The sequence below is a fragment of the Streptomyces sp. WZ-12 genome (genome assembly GCF_028898845.1).
Classification (GTDB): Bacteria; Actinomycetota; Actinomycetes; order Streptomycetales; family Streptomycetaceae; genus Streptomyces.
This window is the reverse complement of record NZ_CP118574.1, coordinates 6,761,372-6,782,330: the sequence shown is the minus strand read 5'-3', so window position 1 is coordinate 6,782,330 and position 20,959 is coordinate 6,761,372. Positions and strand designations below refer to the sequence as shown.

The 20,959-nt window shown below is 74.4% G+C and carries 16 protein-coding genes; 4 read left to right on the top strand and 12 right to left on the bottom strand.

Features of this window, described 5'->3' with window-relative positions; translation table 11 throughout:
- Positions 1 to 439 precede the first annotated feature (439 nt).
- The 4 genes from ald to PV796_RS29340 form a co-directional block, all read right to left on the bottom strand.
- The gene (ald, locus tag PV796_RS29355; protein WP_274919295.1) at positions 440 to 1,555 is read right to left on the bottom strand and encodes an alanine dehydrogenase; all 1,116 of its coding nucleotides are present in this window, start codon (positions 1,553 to 1,555) and stop codon (positions 440 to 442) included.
- A 167-nt stretch (positions 1,556 to 1,722) separates the two neighbouring features.
- Complete coding sequence (locus PV796_RS29350) at positions 1,723 to 3,831, bottom strand: tetratricopeptide repeat protein (RefSeq protein ID WP_274916466.1); 2,109 nt, start codon at positions 3,829 to 3,831, stop codon at positions 1,723 to 1,725.
- 173 nt (positions 3,832 to 4,004) lie between these two features.
- Positions 4,005 to 4,631: an NUDIX domain-containing protein gene (locus tag PV796_RS29345; RefSeq protein WP_274916465.1), complete on the bottom strand. Its 627-nt coding sequence runs from the start codon at positions 4,629 to 4,631 to the stop codon at positions 4,005 to 4,007.
- Positions 4,632 to 4,729: 98 nt separating this feature from the next.
- Positions 4,730 to 6,400 (bottom strand): CTP synthase, encoded by a 1,671-nt coding sequence (locus tag PV796_RS29340; RefSeq protein ID WP_274916464.1) that lies wholly within the window; start codon positions 6,398 to 6,400, stop codon positions 4,730 to 4,732.
- A 399-nt stretch (positions 6,401 to 6,799) separates the two neighbouring features.
- On the opposite strand from PV796_RS29340, the gene PV796_RS29335 reads away from it, so the two are divergent.
- Entirely contained in the window at positions 6,800 to 8,599 is a 1,800-nt protein-coding gene (locus PV796_RS29335) for a glycoside hydrolase family 15 protein (protein ID WP_274919294.1), read from the top strand.
- A 73-nt stretch (positions 8,600 to 8,672) separates the two neighbouring features.
- Here PV796_RS29335 and PV796_RS29330 read toward each other — a convergent pair whose 3' ends face one another.
- Positions 8,673 to 9,827 carry a beta-1,3-glucanase family protein gene (locus PV796_RS29330; protein ID WP_274916463.1) on the bottom strand — a complete coding sequence of 385 codons (1,155 nt, stop codon included), beginning with the start codon at positions 9,825 to 9,827 and terminating at the stop codon, positions 8,673 to 8,675.
- Between the two features lie 190 nt (positions 9,828 to 10,017).
- Between PV796_RS29330 and PV796_RS29325 the strand changes: the two genes are divergently transcribed.
- Complete coding sequence (locus PV796_RS29325) at positions 10,018 to 11,643, top strand: PucR family transcriptional regulator (RefSeq protein WP_274916461.1); 1,626 nt, start codon at positions 10,018 to 10,020, stop codon at positions 11,641 to 11,643.
- Positions 11,644 to 11,664: 21 nt separating this feature from the next.
- Here PV796_RS29325 and PV796_RS29320 read toward each other — a convergent pair whose 3' ends face one another.
- From PV796_RS29320 to recN, 3 genes are all read right to left on the bottom strand, one after another.
- On the bottom strand, positions 11,665 to 12,825 hold the full coding sequence (locus PV796_RS29320) for a glycosyltransferase family 4 protein (protein WP_274916459.1): 1,161 nt from the start codon (positions 12,823 to 12,825) through the stop codon (positions 11,665 to 11,667).
- A gap of 412 nt (positions 12,826 to 13,237) precedes the next feature.
- On the bottom strand, positions 13,238 to 14,032 hold the full coding sequence (locus tag PV796_RS29315) for a hypothetical protein (protein ID WP_274916458.1): 795 nt from the start codon (positions 14,030 to 14,032) through the stop codon (positions 13,238 to 13,240).
- Between the two features lie 29 nt (positions 14,033 to 14,061).
- On the bottom strand, positions 14,062 to 15,789 hold the full coding sequence (gene recN, locus PV796_RS29310) for a DNA repair protein RecN (RefSeq protein ID WP_274919293.1): 1,728 nt from the start codon (positions 15,787 to 15,789) through the stop codon (positions 14,062 to 14,064).
- Between the two features lie 262 nt (positions 15,790 to 16,051).
- Here recN and PV796_RS29305 point away from each other — a divergent pair, with 262 nt between their 5' ends.
- Entirely contained in the window at positions 16,052 to 17,554 is a 1,503-nt protein-coding gene (locus PV796_RS29305) for a S41 family peptidase (protein WP_274916456.1), read from the top strand.
- Positions 17,555 to 17,640: 86 nt separating this feature from the next.
- On the opposite strand, the gene PV796_RS29300 is transcribed toward PV796_RS29305, so the two are convergent.
- The 3 genes from PV796_RS29300 to PV796_RS29290 are packed head-to-tail and all read right to left on the bottom strand — an operon-like array spanning position 17,641 to position 19,729.
- Positions 17,641 to 18,519: an NAD kinase gene (locus PV796_RS29300; RefSeq protein WP_342456968.1), complete on the bottom strand. Its 879-nt coding sequence runs from the start codon at positions 18,517 to 18,519 to the stop codon at positions 17,641 to 17,643.
- Positions 18,520 to 18,578: 59 nt separating this feature from the next.
- Positions 18,579 to 19,394, bottom strand: coding sequence for a TlyA family RNA methyltransferase (locus tag PV796_RS29295; protein ID WP_274916454.1), 816 nt, complete (start codon positions 19,392 to 19,394; stop codon positions 18,579 to 18,581).
- Positions 19,395 to 19,408: 14 nt separating this feature from the next.
- Positions 19,409 to 19,729: a hypothetical protein gene (locus tag PV796_RS29290; protein ID WP_274916453.1), complete on the bottom strand. Its 321-nt coding sequence runs from the start codon at positions 19,727 to 19,729 to the stop codon at positions 19,409 to 19,411.
- A gap of 64 nt (positions 19,730 to 19,793) precedes the next feature.
- On the opposite strand from PV796_RS29290, the gene PV796_RS29285 reads away from it, so the two are divergent.
- On the top strand, positions 19,794 to 20,141 hold the full coding sequence (locus PV796_RS29285; RefSeq protein ID WP_274916451.1) for an alkyl sulfatase C-terminal domain-containing protein: 348 nt from the start codon (positions 19,794 to 19,796) through the stop codon (positions 20,139 to 20,141).
- Here the strand turns inward: PV796_RS29285 and PV796_RS29280 are convergent.
- Complete coding sequence (locus tag PV796_RS29280; RefSeq protein ID WP_274916450.1) at positions 20,125 to 20,952, bottom strand: ABC transporter ATP-binding protein; 828 nt, start codon at positions 20,950 to 20,952, stop codon at positions 20,125 to 20,127. The two genes, PV796_RS29285 and PV796_RS29280, sit on opposite strands and share 17 nt — an antisense overlap.
- Positions 20,953 to 20,959 lie beyond the last annotated feature (7 nt).

Here is a 20,959-nt window from a genome sequence, read left to right as displayed (position 1 = left end):
TACGGAGCCGACAGCCTCGCGCCCCGAGGGACCCTGGCCCCGTGCAACCGCTCCTGGCCGACCACCTCCGGGAGTAAATGTCGACTCATTCACAAGTCGTCTTACCTCCTTGGATGTGACCAGGAAACTTATCGATAGGTCAGCGTGGCACCATGCCGACGGTTGGCGACTCTATGGCGTGTCGGGCGTCCGCAGCAACACAATCCGCCGGACCCGGCCCGATGTGTCGGTAACGGAACCCCTCGATGTCAAGAGCGCGCAGCGTCCGAGACGGATGTTTTGGGCGTACGCGAATCGGTTAAAGGGCTACGTTCACGGCGAGTTGGGAGTCGGACGCCGGAAGTCGCTCCCGGGGCATGTCGCACATGCGACCGGCCGGGCCCTGTCGACAAGGCCCGGCCGGTTGCGCGGCGTTTGACGCGTGCGGTTGACGCCGTCGTCAGCCGAGGAGGGTGCGCAGCTCCACGTACTCCAGGCCGTGGGCCTGGGCGACCTCGGGGTAGACGACCTTGCCGTCGTGGGTGTTCAGACCCTTGGCGAGCGCCGGGTCGCGGCGCAGCGCCTCGGCCCAACCGCGGTTCGCCAGCTCGACGATGTAGGGCAGCGTCGCGTTGGTGAGCGCGTAGGTGGAGGTGTTGGGCACCGCGCCGGGCATGTTGGCGACGCAGTAGAAGACCGAGTTGTGGACCGGGAAGGTCGGCTCGGCGTGGGTGGTCGGCTTGGAGTCCTCGAAGCAACCGCCCTGGTCGATCGCGATGTCGACAAGGACACTGCCGGGCTTCATCTTGGCGACCAGCTCGTTGGTGACCAGCTTCGGGGCCTTGGCACCCGGGATCAGGACCGCGCCGACGACGAGGTCGGCCTCGACGACGGCCTTCTCCAGCTCGTAGGCGTTGGAGACGATCGTCTGCACCTTGGTGCCGAAGATCTTGTCGGCCTCGCGGAGCTTGTTGATGTCCTTGTCGAGCAGGGTGACGTGGAAGCCGAGGCCCACCGCGATCTGGACGGCGTTCCAACCGGAGACGCCACCGCCGATGACGACGGCCTTGCCGGCCTGGACGCCGGGGACGCCACCGGGCAGCACGCCGCGGCCGCCGGCCTGGCGCATCAGGTGGTAGGCGCCGACCTGCGGGGCGATGCGGCCCGCGACCTCGGACATCGGGGCGAGCAGCGGCAGCGCGCGGTTGGCGGTCTCGACCGTCTCGTAAGCGATCGCGGTGGTGCCGGACGCGAGCAGGGCGTCGGTGCACTCCTTGGACGCGGCCAGGTGCAGGTAGGTGAAGAGGGTCTGGTCCTTGCGGAGGCGGTGGTACTCCTCCGCGATCGGCTCCTTGACCTTCAACAGCAGGTCGGCGGTGGCCCACACCTCGTCGGCGGTGTCCAGGATGGCGGCACCGGCGGAGACGTACTCCTCGTTCGGGATGGACGAGCCGAGGCCGGCGTCCTTCTCGATGAACACCTGGTGGCCGTTACGGACGAGCTCGTGGACTCCGGCGGGCGTGATGGCCACGCGGAACTCGTTGTTCTTGACCTCGCGGGGGATGCCGACCTTCACGTCGATCACGGTCCTTGAATGAGTGCTTGCGATAGGAATTATCCCTCATGCGATGCATGGCGGGAGCGACCGCGCCGTACGCGGCTCGCCCAGTCTATTGAAGGACCTCGTGTTGTCTAGCCTTGTAAACAACTAATTTTTCGGAAGACCACTACCGATTTCGTAGGTCACTCGGGGATCTCCTTGCGGCAGCGCTCCCCCGCAGCCCGGTGGAGCCGTGCCGCTTCCGGGTCGCCGAGCCGGTCGAGCAGCTCCGCAATCCGAAGCTGAAGATCCGCCTCCAGCTCCCCGTCGGCCGCGGCGCGGGCCAGATCGAGGGCTTCCAGGCGCCTGCCCAGCGCCGCGTCGAGCTGCCCGGCGCACTCGTGGACCCCCGCCGCGACCTCCTCCGCACCCGCCTGGCCCGCGGGATCACCGAGCCGACGGAAGGTGCGGGCGGCCGCCCGGCAGTCCCTGAGCGCCTGCTCGTAGCGGCCCGTGCGGCCGTGCGCGCCCCCGATCCGGGCGTACAGCCGCGCCGCGTCGGACCGCTCGCCGCGGGCCAACCGCAGCTCCAGCGCCCGCCCGTACCAGTCGGCGGCCCGGACCCAGTCGGCCAGCTCGGCGTAGCTGTCGCCCAACGATTCCAAGGCGCGGCCGGTGGCCGTGGGGTCCTTCACCGACCGGGCCGCCTCCAGGGCACCCCGATAGCGGCCCAGCGCCTGCTCGGTGCGGCCGGCCCGGGCGTCGAGGTCGCCGAGGTTGAGCAGGGCGGCGGCCCGCTCGCGCGGCACGGTGCGGCGCTCGGCGACGCGGAGCACCAGCTCGTGCAGGGCGTAGAGGTCGGCGGCGGCCTCGGGGCCCTGGTGGGCGAGCAGCGCGCGGGTCAGCGCGGCGATCAACCGCCGGTCCAGCGTGTCGAGTTGGCCGTCCGCGACGGCCATCGCGGCGGCGTCCAGGAGGGCGCCGCGGTGGGTGCGCAGCCAGTGCGCGGCGGCGGCCCGGGTGGGGAAGCGCAGCGGGCGGGGCAGCTCCGCGGCCTTCCGGCGGGCCGGGGAGCCGTCCGGTTCGGCGGCCGCCCAGCAGGAGCGGACCAGCCGCACGGTCCGCTCCAGCATCCGGGCCCGGGCCAACTGGACGTCGGCCGGCCGCTCTTGCTCGTGCAACAGCGCCCGGGAGAGCGGGGCGAGGCAGCCGGGGAGCCGGTAACGGGGGCCGGCGCCGGCGTCGACGGGACCGGCCCCGGTGGGGTCGGTCCCGTCCACCGGGCGCAGCAGGCCCAGCGCGACGAAGTCGTGCAGCACGGCGGCGGCCGCCGGCATCGTGCACCCGCCGAGCGCGGCCGCGGTGTGCACGTCCACCAGGCCGTCCGGGGCGAGAGTGGCGAACCGCAGTATCCGGGCGGCGGGTTGCGGCAGCGACCCGTAGGTGAGGTGGAAGGCGCGGTGCAGGGGGCGGGCGCCGGCCGGCAGGTCCGGCGGCAGCGGCACGGCGAGCAGCGCCTGGCGCAGGTCGGCGACGGACAGCTTGGGGCGGGCGGCGAGCCAGGCGCCCGCCAGTATCAGCGCGGCCGGTTGGCCGCCGCTCTCCTCGGCCACCGCCTCCGCGGTGCGCGGATCGACGGTGACCCGGGTCGGCCCCGCGTAGTGGCACAGCACCTCGACGGCGGACGCGGTGTCCAACCCGCCCAGGACGCACGGCCGGACGTCCGGGATGCCGGTCAACGGGCCCTGCGCGACGACCACTACGAGGCAGTCCGGCGCGTCCGGGATGAGCGGCTCGACGTGCTCGGCGCCCGGTGCGTCGTCCAGCAGCAGCGCCGCCCGCCGGCCGGCCAGGGCCGTGCGCACCGCCTCCGCCAACGCGTCCTCGTCGGCGCCGGCCGGGACGTCGGTGCCGAGCGCGGCGAGCAGGTCGCGGGCGGTGCGGGCGAGGCCGGCGGGGGCGCCGTCCCGGCCGGTCAGGACGGCCCGCAGCACCCCGTCGGGATAGTCGTCCGCGACCTCCCGCAGCAGCGCCTCGGCGAGCGTGGTGCGGCCGGATCCGGGGCGGCCGGCGATCAACAGCACCCGGCTGCGGGCGCCGCGGCGGCCGGTGAGAGTGTCCAGACCGGCCCGCCCGATGTCGGCGCGCAGCGCCTTGAGTTCATGGCGGCGGCCGGCGAAACCCGGGAGGCCGGCGCGGGCGGTGGCGGCGTCCCGGCGGGGCAGCGCGCCCCGCCGGTCCCGTGCCGCCGCGCCGGCCCCGCGCGCCACTCCCGGTGCGAGGTGCCCCCCGCCCACCGCCTGGTCCGTCACCGGTCACGCTCCCGTCCGCCCTGCGCGTCGGTCCCCGTCGCGGGCGCGCACGGGAACCCTGCCGAGCGTAGTTCACGAACCGTCACGACCCGTGCGGAGCAGGGCTGTTGGATCACTCGATCGGATCGGACGATCATCCGACCGGAGAGTGGAACCGGGCGGCCGGCGACGGGTCAGACCGTGAAGGGGCGGGCCGGCCAGGGCGCGTCGGCGGGCCGGAGGGCGGACAGGCCGTCGCCGGCCCGGGCCGCGATCAGCGACAGCGCCCCAACGACGAGGCAGTTGTTGTGCAGTTCGCCGGCGAGCACGCCGCGGGCCAGCTCGTCGAGCGGGACCCGCGCCAGCTCCATGTCGGCCTCCTCCTCGGAGACCTCGAAGCGCGCCCCCTCGGCCTCGGACAGCCCGCGGGCGAGGAAGATCCGCACCGCCTCGTCGCAGCCGCCCGGGGTGGTGTAGACGTCGGTCAACACCCGCCAGTCCTCGGCCTTGACGTGCGCCTCCTCGTACAGCTCGCGCTGCGCGGCGTGCAGCGGGTTCTCGCCGGGGACGTCGAGCAGCCCGGCGGGGATCTCCCACAGCTTCTGCCGCACCGGGTGCCGGTACTGGCGCAGGACCAGTACGCGGTCGGCGTCGTCGAGGGCGAGGACCGCGACCGAGCCGGGGTGGACCTGGTAGTCGCGGGTGGCGGTGGAGCCGTCCGGCATGACGACCCGGTCGGTGCGGACGCTGGTCTTGGCCCCGGTGAACGGCGTCGTGGTCCCGGTGACGGTCCACTCCTCCGGGGTGTCCTTGATCGCCATGCGCGTCCTCCTGTGTGTGCCTGTGCCAACGCGGAAACCGGGGTACCGCCTCGCTGGACGAGGCCGTACCCCGGCAACCGTAACGGGAGGGGTTCCGCTTACTTCTTGGCGCCCGGCTTCGGGGCACCGACCTTGCGCTCGACGGCGGCCTTCACCAGGCCGGCGAAGAGCGGGTGCGGACGGGTCGGGCGGGACCGCAGCTCCGGGTGCGCCTGGGTGGCGACCAGGTAGGGGTGGGCCTCGCGCGGGTACTCGACGTACTCGACCAGCTTGTTGTCCGGGGAGGTGCCGGAGAACAGCAGGCCGGCCTTCTTCTCCAGCTCGCCGCGGTAGGCGTTGTTGACCTCGTAGCGGTGGCGGTGGCGCTCCTCGACGTAGGGCTCGCCGCCGTAGACCTCGCGGACGATGGAGCCCTCGGCCAGCTTGGCCGGGTACATGCCCAGCCGCATGGTGCCGCCCATGTCGCCCTCGCCGGCGACGATGTCCATCTGCTCGGCCATGGTGGAGATCACCGGGTCGGTGGCGGCCGGGTCGAACTCGGTGGAGTTGGCGCCCTCGATGCCGGCGAGGTTGCGGGCCGCCTCGATGACCACGCACTGCAGGCCCAGGCAGAGGCCGAGCAGCGGGAGCTTGTTCTCCCGGGCGTAAGTGATGGCGCCGACCTTGCCGTCCACGCCGCGGTCGCCGAAGCCGCCGGGGATGCAGACCGCGTCGCAGTCCGCGAGCTGCTCGCGGGCGCCGGCCGGGGTCTTGCAGTCGTCGGAGGTGACCCACTTGATCTTGACGCGGGCCTTGTTGGCGAAGCCGCCGGCGCGCAGCGCCTCGGTGACCGAGAGGTAGGCGTCGGGCAGGTCGATGTACTTGCCGACCAAAGCGACCCTGACCTCGTGGTCGGGGTTGTGAACCCGGTCGAGCAGGTCCGCCCACTGGGTCCAGTCCACGTCCCGGAACGGCAGGTCCAGCTTGCGGACGACGTAGGCGTCCAGGCCCTCGGCGTGCACGACCTTGGGGATGTCGTAGATCGAGGGGGCGTCCGGGCAGGCGATGACCGCGGCCTCGTCGACGTCGCACATCAGCGAGATCTTCCGCTTGATGGCGGTGGGGACCTCGCGGTCGGCGCGCAGCACGATCGCGTCGGGCTGGATGCCGATGTTGCGCAGCGCGGCGACGGAGTGCTGGGTCGGCTTGGTCTTCAGCTCGCCGGACGGGCCGATGTAGGGCAGCAGCGAGATGTGCACGACGAAGACGTTGTCCCGGCCGACCTCGTGGCGGACCTGGCGGACGGTCTCCAGGAACGGCAGCGACTCGATGTCGCCGACCGTGCCGCCGACCTCGGTGATGACCACGTCGACGTCGTCGGTGGCCAGCCGCCGGATGCGGTGCTTGATCTCGTTGGTGATGTGCGGGATGACCTGCACGGTGTCGCCGAGGTACTCGCCGCGCCGCTCCTTGGCGATCACGGTGTTGTAGACCTGGCCGGTGGTGACGTTCGCCGAGCCGTCGAGGTCGACGTCGAGGAAACGCTCGTAGTGGCCGATGTCCAGGTCGGTCTCGGCGCCGTCGTTGGTGACGAACACCTCGCCGTGCTGGAACGGGTTCATCGTGCCGGGGTCGACGTTGAGGTACGGGTCCAGCTTCTGCATCGTGACCCGCAGACCGCGCGCCTTCAGGAGCGCACCCAGGCTGGAGGCGGTGAGCCCCTTGCCGAGCGAGGAGGCGACGCCCCCGGTGACGAAGAGGTGCTTGGTCGTCGTGGATTTGGGCGGCATGGCCAAGAGGGAGCTCCCGTGGTCGCGAGGTGGAGAGGGGCGACAGGGCGCCGGCCCTGGGATTCAGGGGGCGGTGTCGCTGCGGTTCGGGGGTGCCGCATTTCTGCTGGGTCCCACCGGTCCACGGGGTACCAGGCTATCAGCGACCGGGCGTGGTCGCGTCCGGCCGCGCACCCGGAGCGCCCTCGAACACGGCCACCCTTTCGGACCAGCCCCACTCGACGCGAGCATCGCGCGCCCCGCCCGCCTGCGTCGTATCCTGCTCGGACACTCGCTACGAGCCGTCCGGGAAGGCATCACCCCCGCCCGTTTTCCGGTCCCACAGCTCGGCGACGTTTCATGGGCAGGACGGACAGCACACAACGTCCCATGGGGGGCGTGACTCCAGTTCGACGGGAGATGCACGTGGCCGGGCGCATCGAGGACTACGCACTTATCGGTGATATGCAGACCGCCGCTCTCGTGTGCCGGGACGGCACCGTCGACTGGCTGTGCCTGCCTCGTTTCGACTCGATGGCGGTCTTCGCCGGGCTGCTGGGCACCGAGGAGCACGGCTTCTGGCGGATGGGGCCGGCCGGGGAGGGTCCGCGGGCCGCGGACCGGCGGCGCTACCGCGGGGATTCACTCGTCCTGGAGTCCGAGTGGGACACCCCGCGCGGTACCGTCCGGGTGATCGACTTCATGCCGCCGCGGGACGGCGTGCCGCAGGTGATCCGCATCGTGGAGGGCGTCAGCGGCCGGGTCCCGATGCACTCGGAGCTGCGGATGCGGTTCGCGTACGGCTGGGTGGTGCCGTGGGTGCACAAGGTGGACGGCCGGACCGTCGCGGTGGCCGGGCCGGACGCGGTGTGGCTGGACACCTCGGCCGAGACCTACGGCAAGGACCTGACGACGTACTCCGACTTCACGGTGTCGCCGGGCGAGCGGATCGCGTTCACGATCAGTTGGCAGCCCTCGCACCAGGAGCCGCCGGCGCTGGCCGAGCCGGAGGCGTCGCTGGAGGCGACCGAGGATTTCTGGCGGGAGTGGGTCGAGCACTGCACGTACCACGGGCCCTACCGGGACGCGGTGGTGCGCTCGTTGATCACGCTGAAGGCGCTGACGTACGCGCCGACGGGCGGGATCGTGGCGGCGCCGACGACGTCGCTGCCGGAGTGCATCGGCGGGGTCCGGAACTGGGACTACCGCTTCACCTGGCTCCGGGACGCGGCGATCACCCTGTCGTCGCTGCTGCGCACCGGCTACCGCGAGGAGGCCCGGGCGTGGCGGGAGTGGCTGCTGCGGGCGGTGGCCGGCGACCCGGAGAACCTCCAGATCATGTACGGCATCGCCGGTGAACGGGAGTTGGGCGAGACCGAGCTGAAGTGGCTGCCCGGGTACGAGGACTCGCGCCCGGTGCGGGTCGGCAACGGGGCCGCCGGCCAGCTCCAGTTGGACGTCTACGGCGAGGTCACCGAGGCGCTGCACCTGGCGCACATGACCGGGCTGGCGCGCAACGACTACGCCTCGCTGCTCCAGATCAAGCTGATCGACTGGGTGGAGAAGCACTGGGACGAGCCGGACGAGGGCATTTGGGAGGTGCGCGGGCCGCGCCGGCACTTCGTGCACTCCAAGGTGATGACCTGGGTCGCGGTGGACCGCACGGTGAAGCTGATCGAATCCGGTGACGTGGACGGGCCGTTGGAGCGGTGGAAGGACCTGCGGGAGACCATCCACCGGGACGTCTGCGAGCGGGGCTACGACAAGGAGCGGAACACCTTCACCCAGTCCTACGGGTCGCAGGAGCTGGACGCGTCGCTGCTGCTGATCCCGCAGGTCGGCTTCCTGCCGCCGGACGACAAGCGGGTCATCGGCACCATCGAGGCGATCCAGCGGGAACTGTCCACCGAGGACGGGTTCGTGCTGCGCTACCCGACGGCCGGCGAGGGGCTCGGGGTGGACGGGCTCGAAGGGGAGGAAGGGGCGTTCCTTGCCTGCTCGTTCTGGCTGGCCGACGACCTGGCGATGATCGGGCGGGTCGAGGAGGCCCGCAAGCTGTTCGAGAAGCTGCTCTCGCTCCGCAACGACCTGGGGCTGCTCGCCGAGGAGTGGGACTCGAAGCTCCAGCGCCAAGTGGGGAACTTCCCGCAGGCGTTCAGCCACGTTCCGCTGATCGACACGGCGCTGCGGCTGACCGCGAGCGGGGCGTACGGGGGGTAGCACCCCGGTCCCCTTGCGGGCACCCCCTCCGGCCTCCTTGCGGGCGGTCCGGAGGGGGTGCCCGCGTTCGGGGTCAGAACGGGGTCAGGGTGAGGGTGAGTTCCTTGGGGGCGTGGTCCTCGATGTAGGAGGCGAAGCCAGCGACGTCGTCGAAGGCGAAGCCGTACGCCTTGCCGTCCTTGGTGGCCGCGTGCAGGGCGCGGGCGTAGTGGTTGGTGTGCGGCTGTCCGTAGAACGCGGCCGGGTCGGTGACCGGTTGGGCGGCGTGGGTGGCCAGGTTGGAGCGGTTGAGGGCGGCACCCAGGACGGCGGCGACCGGGCCGCGGATCCCGTCGTTGGGGGCGGCCAGGACGCCGTCGCAGAAGAGGACGTCGCGGGTGCTGGGCTTGGTGAAGGAGATGTTCGCGGGGCCGGTGAAGGCGAGTTGGCCACCGCTGGTGCGGCCGGTGAAGGCGCCGGCGTTGGTGGTGACCTTGAGGTCCTTGCTGGCGTAGGCGGACCATGCCTCGTCGATGGCGGAGTTGAGGTAGTCGGCGGCGAACAGGCCGGTGTCCAGGCCGTGTCCGGGGGCGATCACCCGGCGGTCGCCGACGACCAGGCGGTCGAAGCCGGCGGCGGCCCTGACGTCGGCGAAGACCTTGGCGCGGGCGCCCTCCTTGAGGGTGCCGGTGGTCTGGTCGGCGGCGCCGGTGAGGTGCAGCGCGAGCGGGACGCTGAACATGTCGACCATGGTGGTGTTGCAGTGCATCCCGCTGGCGTCGTAGGTGAACTCGGCGCAGTCGTGCAGCACGTCGTAGTTGGGGTCGCCGGCGACCCAGCCCGCGGGGTAGGCCAGGGCCGGTTTGCCGTTGCCGTCGGCGACCGCCTTGATCTTGAGCTTGCCGCCGAGGGACACGTAGATCCGGCCGGACATCGGGGGCAGTTGGAGCGTGGTGGGGCCGGAGCCGGCGAGCGGGATGGCGTAGTCGGTGAAGCCGTCCTTGCCGTTGTCGGCGAGGGCGACGGGGGCGAGGCGGCCGTCGGGTGTGACGCGGACCTGTTGGCCGCCGGCGCTGCCGAGGACGTAGATCCAGGCGGAGGTGTTGGCGTAGGCGCCGGAGGTGTTGACGATGTGCAGCGGGAGCGGGCCGGCCGCGCGGGGGGCGGGGGCGCCGGCGGCCCGGCCGGCGAGGGCGGCGGCGGTGGCGGTGGCGGCTATGCCGCCGAGCAGGGCGCGGCGGGTGATCATGGGGCGGCTCCTCGTGGGGGGGGTGAGCGCTCTCCTGGTCCGGGCACCCTGCCGAGTGATCCCCGATGCCGTCAAGTGGGCGGACGGGAGGGGGAGTTGGGGAGGGGCGGGGCGAGTGCTCCCCAAGGGCGGCGGAGGTCATCCGGATGGTGTTCCTCCGGATCGGCGGATGCGCGGTAGCGTTCGCGGCATGGGGCCGCACGCGACGATCGAAGCCGAGATCACGGTACGCAGGGCACTGGAGCTGCCGTCGTTGCGGCGCGGGCTGCCGGAGGTGCTGGCCGGCGAGGGGCGGCTGGACCGGCCGGTGCGCTGGGTGCACGCCGGGGAGGTGCCGCACATCGCCTCGCTGCTCAAGGGCGGCGAGCTGCTGCTGACCACCGGCCTCGGGGTGGGCACCCGGCCGTCCGAGCAGCGCGCCTTCATCCGCAAGCTGGCGGACCGGGACGTGGCCGCGCTGGTGGTGGAGCTGGGGTCGCGGTTCGACGCGCTGCCGGCGGCGCTGATCGACGCGGCCCGGGACTGCGGGCTGCCGCTGATCCAACTGCACCGCGAGGTCCCGTACGTCACGGTGACCGAGGAGATCCACACCGAGATCATCAACAGCCACTACAGCCTGCTGCGGCGCGCCGACGAACTGCTGCGGCGCTGCACCGCCGTGCTGTTGCGGGGTGGCGGCGCCCCGGAGGTGCTGCGGCTGCTCGCGGTCTTCACCGGCAATCCACTGTGCCTGGAGGCGCCCGACGGCAGCCCGCTCTACGCGGCCGGGCCGGAGGGCGACGACGGCGGCGCGGACGCCGATCCGCTGCTGGCCTGGGAGGGGCTGCGGGAGACCGGCGTGCGGATCGAGGTGCCGGGTGGCGGGCCCGGGCCGGACGCGGTGCGCGCCCGGCTGGTGCTGCTCCCGGTGAACGGGCCGCTGGCGCCGGTGCACCGGATCGCCGCGGAACGGGCCGCCGATCTGCTGGCGGTGGTCATGCTCCAGTCCCGTCAGGAGGAGGTGCTGGCCGCCCGCGGCCGCGGCGACTTCCTCGCCGAACTGGCGGAGGGCCGCGTCTCCGCGGCCGAAGCTCCGGCGCAGGCCCGGCTGTTGGGCTTCCGGCCGGGCGCCGAGGCGATCCTGCCGGTGGTGATGCGGCTGCCGGCGGCGCTGCCCTCCCCCGGGAGCTGGGCGCTGCTCGCCCAGGCACTGCGCGAGGAGTTGGCCGGGCCCGGGGTGCCGGTGCTGCTCGGCGTGCGGCCCGTCGAGGGCCGGGTGCCGCTGCTGGTGACACTGCGCGGCGGCCAGGACCGGGCGGCGCTGGCCGACCGGATCGCCGAGGCGCTGCGCGCCGGCGTCGTCCGGGCCGGCCTGGACCGGCCGTCCGCGCAGCGCCCGGTGGTGGTGGTCGGCACGGCCGGCGACTGGGCGGCGGCCGGCACCGGGCTGCGGCACGCGGCGGAGGCGGCGGCCGCGGCCCAGGGGTTGCCGGAGGCGCCCTGGTACGACGCCCAGCGGCTGGACATCGAGCTGCTGCTGTGGCGGATGCGGGACCACGGCGAGCAGGGGGTGCTCGGCGACTTCGTCGAGCGCGCCATCGGCCCGCTGCTGGCCCACGACCGGACGGCCCGCCAGCCGCTGCTGCCGACGCTGGAGGCGTACCTGGCCAGCGCGGGCCGCAAGGCCGAGACCGCCCGCGATCTGAACGTCAACCGACAGACGCTCTACGACCGGTTGGCGAAGATCGCCCAGTTGCTGGGGACGGACCTGGACGATCCGGGGACCGTGCTGGGGCTGCGGCTGGCGCTGCGGGCGCGGCGGCACACCGGGCGGTAGCAGCGCGCCGGCGGGCTGGGGTCAGGCCGGGCGACCCGCAGGGGTCGGCTGGGTCAACTCGTCGTAGACGCTGAGGACCTGGGCGACGGTGTCGTTCTCGCTGGGCCAGTGGGCGGCCTGGGCGCGGCCGGCCGCGGCGAGCGCGGCGCGGCGCACCGGGTCGGCGAGCAGTTCCAGGACCGTACGGGCCAGCGCGGCGGCGTCGCCGTAGCGGACCAACGCGGCGGCCCGGCCGACCAGTTCGCGGGTGCCGCCGGTGTCGGTGGCCACCAGGGGGACGCCGGCGCGCAGCGCCTCCTGGGCGATCAGCGACCGCGCCTCCCAACGGCTCGGCAGCATCACCAGGTCGGCGGCGGCGAGGAGTTCGGGCACGTCGTCGCGGCGGCCGAGGAGCTGGACCGGCAGCCGTTCGCCGTCGATCCGGCGCTGGAGCGCGGCCCGTTGGGGCCCCTCGCCGGCGATGGCCAACAAGGGCTGGGGGTCCAGCCCGCACCAGGCGTGGGCCGCGTCCAGCAGCACGTCGTGGCCCTGGGAGGGGTCGAGCCGGCCGACCGCGAGCAGCAACGGCCGGTCCACCGCGCCCAGTTCGGCGCGCTCCTTGTCGGGGCTGCGGTCGGGGTCGGCGGCGGCCCGGCCGGGGCGGAGGTCCGGGACGGCGACCGGCGCGAGGCGGGCGTCCCTGGCGCCGCGCGCGCGGGCCCGGTCGACGAGGTCGGAGCAGACGCCCAGGACGACCGCGGCGGCCCGGGCCGCCCGACGTTCCATCAGGTGCACCATCTGGGCCCGGGCGCCCTCGGTGTGTGCCTTGGTGTGCCAGGTGAGGACGAGCGGGACCCGGCCGCCCCGGGGACTGCGCAGCCCGCGCAGGGCCGTCGCCGCGCGCACGCCCGCCCGCAGGCCGTGCGCGTGCACCAGATCGGCGTCCCAGCAGGTGCCGCGGAGCACGGCCAGGCCCGCCGGGTCCAGCCGCGGGGTGACCGGGACGAAGCGGGCGCCGGCCGCGGCGAAGCCGTAGGTCTCCTCGGCCTCCGGCGGGGCGCAGACGGTCACCCGGATCCCGCGGGCGACCAGCCCCTCGGTCAGGGAGCGGACGTGCGCCGCGCTGCCGGCCCCGCCCCGGCCGAGCACCTGGACCGTGCGCAGCGACGACGGCCCGTGCGGCGGGGTCGGGGTGCAGCTCACGAGGGCGGGCTCCTGGGTCGGGGGGCGGTACGCGCGGTACGAACCGTACCGGCGGGGCGGTTTGCCACTGCGAGGTGCCGTGATGTGTCGGGGCGTGACTGCGTGCCCGGATCGTGGGCAGGGCGGAGCGGGCGCGCCCCGGCACTGCGCACCGCGCCCAGGATGCCAGTTGGGCACCGTCAATTCGGCACCGTGCGCACGCCGTTCCGGTGGGAAGTCTCATCCGCGGATCCGCGGATTCACCCACATGGGCGACATGATGCGTGCACGGATTGCCACCCGAACGGGGTGAACCCGCCCCTGAAGCCACACCCCGCCACTGTCCGGAACCCGACCTTCACTGTCCGGATCGGGTGGCGCCGGATCTTCCCCGGGCCGGCGGCCGGAAGGCCGGGCCGGCGCCGGGCGTGGGTCAAGGCGCCCCGGCGAGGCGGCTGATGCGGTCGCCGGCGGCCGCCGCGGCGACCAACCCGGCGGCGTGCGCGGCCAGTCCGGCCCGCCCGTTGCCGGCGACGACGGCCAGGCCGAGGGCGGCGCCGAGGGCATGCGCCCCGGCGTCGCCGAGCATGGTGCGCTCCCCGAGGTCGTCCGCGACGACCGCGGCCGCGGCGCCGAGGGGGACGGCGGAGAGCGGCCCGGCCGGCCCGCGGCGCAGCAGTCCCGGCGCGGCCAGCGCCAGCGCGGCGCCGGCCGCCCGGCCCGGACGCACGTCGAGGAGGTTGACCAGATGGGCCGAGCCGGCGATCACCACGCCCGCCAACACCCGTTCCGCCGGGCGGTCCTTGAGCAGGGCGCCGGCGGCGAGCCCGGCGGCGCCGATGCCGAACAGCTTGACCGCGCCGCTGGTGACCTCGCCGTGCCGCAGCGCGGACAGGTGCGCCCGGAAGCCGCGCCGGGGGTCGCCGGCGCCGGCGACGTCGTCGTAGCCGCCGCAGCCGCCGGCGGCCAGCACGGCCAGCGCCGCCGCCGCGCGGGCCCGGGCCGGCAGCCCCGGCGCGCCGGCCGCGGCCAGCGCGGTGCCGAGCGCGGCCGCCGGGCCGGCGTGCAGGGTGACCGTCCGGCCCGCGTAGTTGGTCCGCTCCCAACGGGCCGGGCCGCCCGGTGGCCGGCGGCGCAGCGCCTCGTAGGCGGCCCGGGTCGCGCCGGCCGCCGCGAGCAGCGCCGCGCCCCGCCGCGACGGCCCGCCGCGGCCGCTGGTCCCCGTCATGTCGCTCCCCCTGGTGGGTCGTTGCCGCGCTACGCGCTGGTGCGCGCGGTCTCCAGCAGTTCCTCGGCGTGCGCGCGGGCCGTCTCGGAGTCCTCCTGGCCGGCCAGCATCCGGGACAGCTCGCGGACCCGGTCCTCGCCCTCCAGGACGGTGACGCCGCTGCGGGTGACCGAGCCGTCGTTGGTCTTCTCCACCAGCAACTGCCGGTCGGCGAACGCGGCGACCTGCGGGAGGTGGGTGACCACCACGACCTGCGCGGACTTGGCGAGCCTGGCCAGCCGCCGGCCGACCTCGACGGCCGCCTTGCCGCCGACGCCGGCGTCCACCTCGTCGAAGAGGTACGTCGGCACCGGGTCGGAGCCGGCGAAGACGACCTCCACGGCGAGCATCACCCGGGACAGCTCGCCGCCGGACGCCCCCTTGGCGATCGGCCGGGGCGGGGCGCCCGGGTGCGGGGCCAGCAGGATCTCGACCTCGTCGGCGCCGGCCGGTCCGTAGGCCACCGTGCGGCCGCCCACGACGATGCCGTCGGCGTCCTCGGGCACCTCGCTCTGGTGCAGCGCGACGCTCACCCGGGCGTGCGGCATGGCGAGTTCGCCGAGCTCGGCGGTGACCGCGGCGGCGAAGCGCTCCGCGGATTCGGTCCGGGCGTCGGTCAACTGCTGGGCCAGCTCGCCCAGTTCGGCGCGGAGCGCGTCGCGCTCCGCGGTCAGTTCGGCGATCTTGTCGTCGTCGCCGTCGAGTTCGGCGAGCCGGGCGGCGCTCTCCTCTGACCACGCCAGCACCGCGGTGAGGTCCTCGCCGTACTTGCGGGTGAGGTGGGTCAGGGCGGCGCGGCGCTCCTCGACGGCGGCCAACCGCAGCGGGTCGGCGTCCAACCCGTCGGCGTAGCTCGCGAGTTCGGTGGCGACGTCGGCCATCAGGATGCCGAGCTCGCCGAGCCGGTCGGCCAGGGCGGCCAGCTCCCGGTCGTGGCCGCGGACCGCCTCCAGGGCGCGGTGCGCGCCGGCGACCAGGGTGGTGGCGTCGACGCCCTCGGGGTCCACGGGGTCGCCGGCCAGCGCGCCGTGCGCGGCGGTCGCGGCGGAGGCCAGCGCCTCGGCGTGGCCCAACCGTTCGGCCTCGGCGGCGAGTTCCACGTCCTCGCCGGGCAGCGGCTCGGCGGCGGCGATCTCGTCCAGGCCGAAGCGGAGCAGATCGGCCTCCTGGGCGCGCTCCCGGGCCCGGGTGGTCAGCTCGTCCAGCTCGGTGGCGACGGTGCGCAGCCGGCGGTGCGCGGCGGTGTACTTGGCGAGCGGGACGGCGACCGCGTCCCCGGCGTAGCGGTCCAGGGCCTGGCGCTGGCGGGCCGGCCGCAGCAGGCCCTGCTGGTCGGTCTGGCCGTGCACCGCGACCAGGTCGTCGGCGAGTTCGCCGAGCAGCCCGACCGGCGCCGAACGGCCGCCCACATGGGCCCGCGAGCGGCCCTCGGCGGAGACCGTGCGGCTGATCAGCAGCGCGCCGTCGTCCAGCTCCGCGCCGGCCTCCTCGGCCCGCACGGCCGCGGGCGAGGCGGACGCGAGGGTGAGCCTCCCCTCGACCACCGCCGACTTGGCACCGATCCGCACCAGGGCGGGGTCCGCCCGTCCGCCCAGCAGCAGGCCGAGGCTGGTGACGACCATGGTCTTGCCCGCGCCGGTCTCGCCGGTCACGGCCGTGAAGCCCGGGGACAGCTCGACGACCGCATCGTCGATGACGCCCAGGGACCGGATCCGCATCTCCTCCAACACGGGTATGACCTTACGAGGTCCCGGGCCCGCCCCGCGACGGCCTCCCCCACACCGCCACCGCCACCGCCCCCTCTCCGCTCCCCGCCCGGACCCGCCGCGCGCCCGGGACCTGCGGAAAACCCCACCGGGAAGAGGGGAGGCCGCCGCATGGTCGCCGGTTTGGGCCGGCCGGCAGGCTGGCAGCGCACCGGATCGGCCCGGCGCCCCTTCTCCCTCGTTTCCGCCCCTTCGACCCTTGTGAGGTACTCCCATGCGTGACCCGGCGACGCTCCGGCCGACTCCCGGCCGCCGCGCCCCGACCCCGCCGTCCCGCCCGGCCCGCCGTCACCGCACCCCGGTCCTGTTGGCCGCCGCCCTGGCCGCGGTGACGGTGCTGCCCGCCTGCACCGCCGCCGCGGCGCCCGCCCACGCGGCCGGGACGGCGCGGACGGCCGCGCCGTCGCTGGACGGCGTCTGGCGGACGGACGGTTACGGCACCCTCGTCACCCTTCAGGGCCGCACCCTGAAGACCTACGAGACCACCGCCCTCAGTTGCCTGCCCGGCTCGCTCACCGGCGGCCGGGCCGGCACCCCCGGCCCGGACGGCACGGTCCGCTTCACCGTGCCGGACGGGGCGCCGCTCACCGTGGCCCCGGCGGGCCGGGACGAGGCCCGGCTGTCCTCCGAGGACAACGCCGGCCACCGCATCCTGCACCGCGTCGGCGCGCTGCCCCAGCGCTGCGCGACCCCGCCGGCCCACGACCCGCGGACGGTCTTCGACGTCTTCTGGCAGACCTACGCCGAGAACTACCCCTTCTTCCGGGCCAAGGGCATCGACTGGAACGCCGTCCGGGACCGCTACCGCCCCCGGATCACCGCCCGCACCACCGACGCCCAACTCTTCGCGGTGCTGCGCGAGATGATCGAGCCGCTGCACGACGCGCACACCCGGGTCGTCGCCGACAAGGACCACTGGTTCGCCGGCAAGCGCCCCGGCACCGTGCTGCCCACCCCGGAGTTCACCACCCGGGTCGACGCGGCGCTCGCCGCCAACCTCGGCCCGGGCACCGTCCAGCGGCACTGGGCCGACGGCAAGCTCTCCTACGCCGATCTGCCCGGCCGGATCGGCTACTTCCGCGTCACCCAGTTCGCCGGCTACACCAAGAACGGCGGCTACCCGGGCGATGTCGCCGAGCTGGACCGGGCGTTGGACGCCGTCTTCACCAAGGAGCGCACCCAGGGGCCGCACGCGCTCCGCGGCCTCGTCCTCGACCTGCGGCTCAACGGCGGCGGCTCGGACGCCCTCGGCCTACGGATCGCCTCCCGGCTCACCGACCGCCCCTACCTCGCCTACCGCAAGCGGGCCCGCAACGACCCGCGGGACGCGGGGCGGTTCACCACCCCGGAGCCGCTCGTCGTCCGCCCGCACCGCGGCCCCGTCTACACCGGCCCGATCGCCCTCCTCACCGGGCGGCTGACGATCAGCGCGGGCGAGACCTTCACCCAGTCCCTGATGGGCCGCTCGCCCGCGCCCACCCGGATCGGCGAGAACACCCAGGGCGTCTTCTCCGACGTGCTGGACCGGAAGCTGCCCAACGGCTGGGGGTTCGGGCTGCCCAACGAGGAGTTCCTGACCGCCGACGGCCGCACCTTCGACGGACCCGGCATCCCGCCCGCCGTCCCCACCCCGGTCTTCACCGCCGCGGAGCTCTCCGCCCGCCGCGACACGGCCCTGACCCGGGCCCGGGAACTACTGGCGCGCGGCGGCGCGTAGTCGCGCACCCGCCCGCGACAACGGCCCGGACCGGGCGCTCTCGCGCGGTCCGGGCCGCTTCCGTACGGACGGCACCAAGGACGGCCCTAGTGGGGGGCGCCCCGCCAACCGGCCACCGGGAGGGCGAACTTGGCGACCAGCCGGTCCGTGAAGGAGGCGTGGTGCAGCCGGGCCAGCCGGACCGGGACGGCGCCGCGGCGGACCTCGACGCGGGCGCCGGCGGGGAGTTCGACGGTGCGCCGGCCGTCGCACCAGAGCACCCCGTGCGGGGTCTTGGGCTGGACCTCGACGGCCAGCACCGAGGTCGGCGCGGTGACCAGCGGCTTGGCGAACAGGGCGTGCGCGCTGATCGGCACCATCAGCAGCGCCTCGACCTCCGGCCAGACGACCGGCCCGCCGGCCGAGAAGGCGTAGGCGGTCGAGCCGGTCGGCGTCGCGCAGACCACCCCGTCGCCGCCGAACCGGGAGACCGGCCGGCCGTCGACCTCGGTGACCACCTCCAGCATCCGCTCCCGGGCGGCCTTCTCCACCGACGCCTCGTTGAGCGCCCAATCGGTGTGCACCACGGCGCCGTTGTTGCGCACCAGGACGTCGAGGGTCATCCGCTCCTCGACCTCGTAGGAGCGGGTGACGACCCGGTCGACGACCTTGTCGAGGTCGTCGCGCTCGGCCTCGGCGAGGAAGCCGACCCGGCCGAGGTTGACGCCGAGCATCGGCACCCCGGACGTCCGGGCGAAGTCCGCGCCGCGCAGCAGCGTGCCGTCCCCGCCGAGGACGACCAGCAGTTCGCAGCCCTCGGCCGCGCACTGCTCGGACTCCACCCGCTCCACCCGCTCCGGCAGCGGCAGATCCGCGGCCTCCTCGGCCAGCACCCGCACGCCGATCCCGCTGCGCAGCAGCCCCTGGACGACGAGTTCGGCGCTGCGGACGGCCGCCGGGCGGCCGGTGTGCGCGAGCAGGAACACCGTCCGCCCGGCGCGGCCGGTCTCGGGTGCTGCGCTGCCTTCAACTGCCTGGGTAGTGGTCAACTGGGCCCCTCCGCCACTGCACGGTCGACATCCGCCGGGTCGAGTGCAGGCGCCCCGGCGCGCAGCCACAGAAAGTACTCGACGTTGCCCGACGGACCGGGCAACGGGCTCGCGGTCACCCCCAGGACGCCGAGCCCCAGCCCGGCCGCGCGGTCGGCGACGTCGCGGACCGCCTGGGCGCGCAGGGCCGCGCTGCGCACCACTCCGCCGCTGCCGAGCCGCTCCTTGCCGACCTCGAACTGCGGCTTGACCATCAACACCAGGTCGGCGTCGGGCGCCGCGCAGCGGACCAGCGCGGGCAGCACCAGGCCGAGCGGGATGAAGGAGAGGTCGCCGACGACCAGGTCGACGGGCCGGTCGTCGATCTGCTCCAGGGTCAGCTCGCGGACGTTGGTGCGGTCCTTGACGGTGACCCGGTCGTCGCTCTGGAGCTGCCAGGCGAGCTGCCCGTAGCCGACGTCGACGGCGACGACGTGGCCGGCGCCGGCCCGCAGCAGCACGTCGGTGAAGCCGCCGGTGGAGGCGCCGGCGTCCAGGGCCCGGCGGCCCTCGACCCGCAGCCCCAGGGGGCCGAAGGCGGCCAGCGCGCCGGCCAGCTTGTGGCCGCCGCGGGAGACGTAGTCGGGGTCGGACGCGTCGGCCCGGACGACCACGGCCGCGCTGGTCTCCACCTGGGTGGCCGGCTTGGTCGCGGTGGTCCCGCCGACGGTCACCCGGCCCGCGGCGATGAGCTGGCTCGCGTGCTCCCGCGAGCGGGCCAGCTTGCGGCGCACCAGCTCCGCGTCGAGTCGGCGTCGTGCCACTCCTGCCACCTGTGGTTCAGCTCCTAGTGATCGGGACGGTCGTGCGTCGGGGACGGTGCGGACGGCCCGGGGTGCTGGTCGAGCGAGGCCAGGGTGTCGCGCAGCCCTCGGTGCACATCCTCGTACATGACCAGGTGACCGCTGACGGGGAGGTGGTCGGCTCCGGCCAGGCGCGCCAGGCCGGCGTCGACCGCGGGCTGGCCGGTGGGGGTCACCGCCAGACCCAGCGGCCGGGGACCGGCGGGCTCGGCGGGGTCGGTGCCGCCGGGGAGTTGTGCCCCTTCCGGGCCTTCGGCCGGGGTGTCGGGGGCCGCCGGCTCCGGGTCGTTCGTCGGGTCTGCCATGCCCCCGACGCTACCTCGGACGGACGCCCCCGGCCGTCCGTGACCTGGCGTATCGTCGGGCGCGATGGCAACTCTCGACCAGTGCCGCGCCGCGCTCGAACGGCTGGCCCACAATCTGTCCTCGGCGGACGGCGAGGTGCGCGGCGCCGCGGCCCTCGACCGCTCCGTAAGCTGCCGCATCACCGACCTGGACACCACCTTCGTCGGCCGGCTGGCCGACGGGGCGCTGCGGGACGTGACCGCGGTGCCCGGGCCGCCGCCGGAGAAGGCCGAGATCCGGCTGACCATGACCGGGGACGACCTGGTCGCGCTGGTGGCCGGCGACCTCAACTTCGCCCGGGCCTGGGGCAGTGGCCGGGTGAAGCTGGAGGCCGGCTTCCGCGATCTGCTGCGGCTCAGGACGCTGCTGTAGCAGCGGCCGGCACGGCCGCCTTGGCGGACCGGCGGGCGGCCGGGATGACCAACGGGGTGCCGGACTCGGGGTCGTCGATGATCCGGCAGTCGATGCCGAAGACCCGGTGCACCAGCTCGGCGGTGACGATGTCCGCGGGCGCGCCCTCGGCGATCACCTCGCCGTTCTTCATGGCGATCAGGTGGGTGGCGTAGCGGGCCGCCTGGTTGAGGTCGTGCAACACCGCGACCAGGGTGCGGCCCTGCTCCTCGTGGAGGGTGGCGCACAGGTCCAGGATCTCGATCTGGTGCTGGATGTCGAGGTAGGTGGTCGGCTCGTCGAGGAGGAACAGCGGGGTCTGCTGGGCCAGCGCCATGGCGATCCAGACCCGCTGCCGCTGGCCGCCGGAGAGCTCGTCGACGTAGCGGTCGGCGAGCTCGTCGACGCCGGTGGCGGCCATCGACTCCTGGACGACCCGCTCGTCCTCGGCGGACCACTGGCGCAGCAGGCCCTGGTGCGGATAGCGGCCGCGGGCCACGAGGTCGGCGACGGTGATGCCGTCGGGGGCGACCGAGGACTGCGGCAGCAGGCCCAGGGTGCGGGCGACCTGCTTGGCCGGCAGGGCGGAGATCCGCTCGCCGTCGAGCAGCACCGCGCCGGCGGTCGGCTTGAGCATCCGCGACAGGGCGCGCAACAGGGTCGACTTGCCACAGGCGTTGGGGCCGACGATGACGGTGAAGGAGTTGTCCGGGACGGCGACCGAGAGGCGTTCGGCGATGGTCCGCTGGTCGTAGGCGAGGGTGAGGTCCTCGGCCGCGAGACGGCTGCTCACTGGGTGG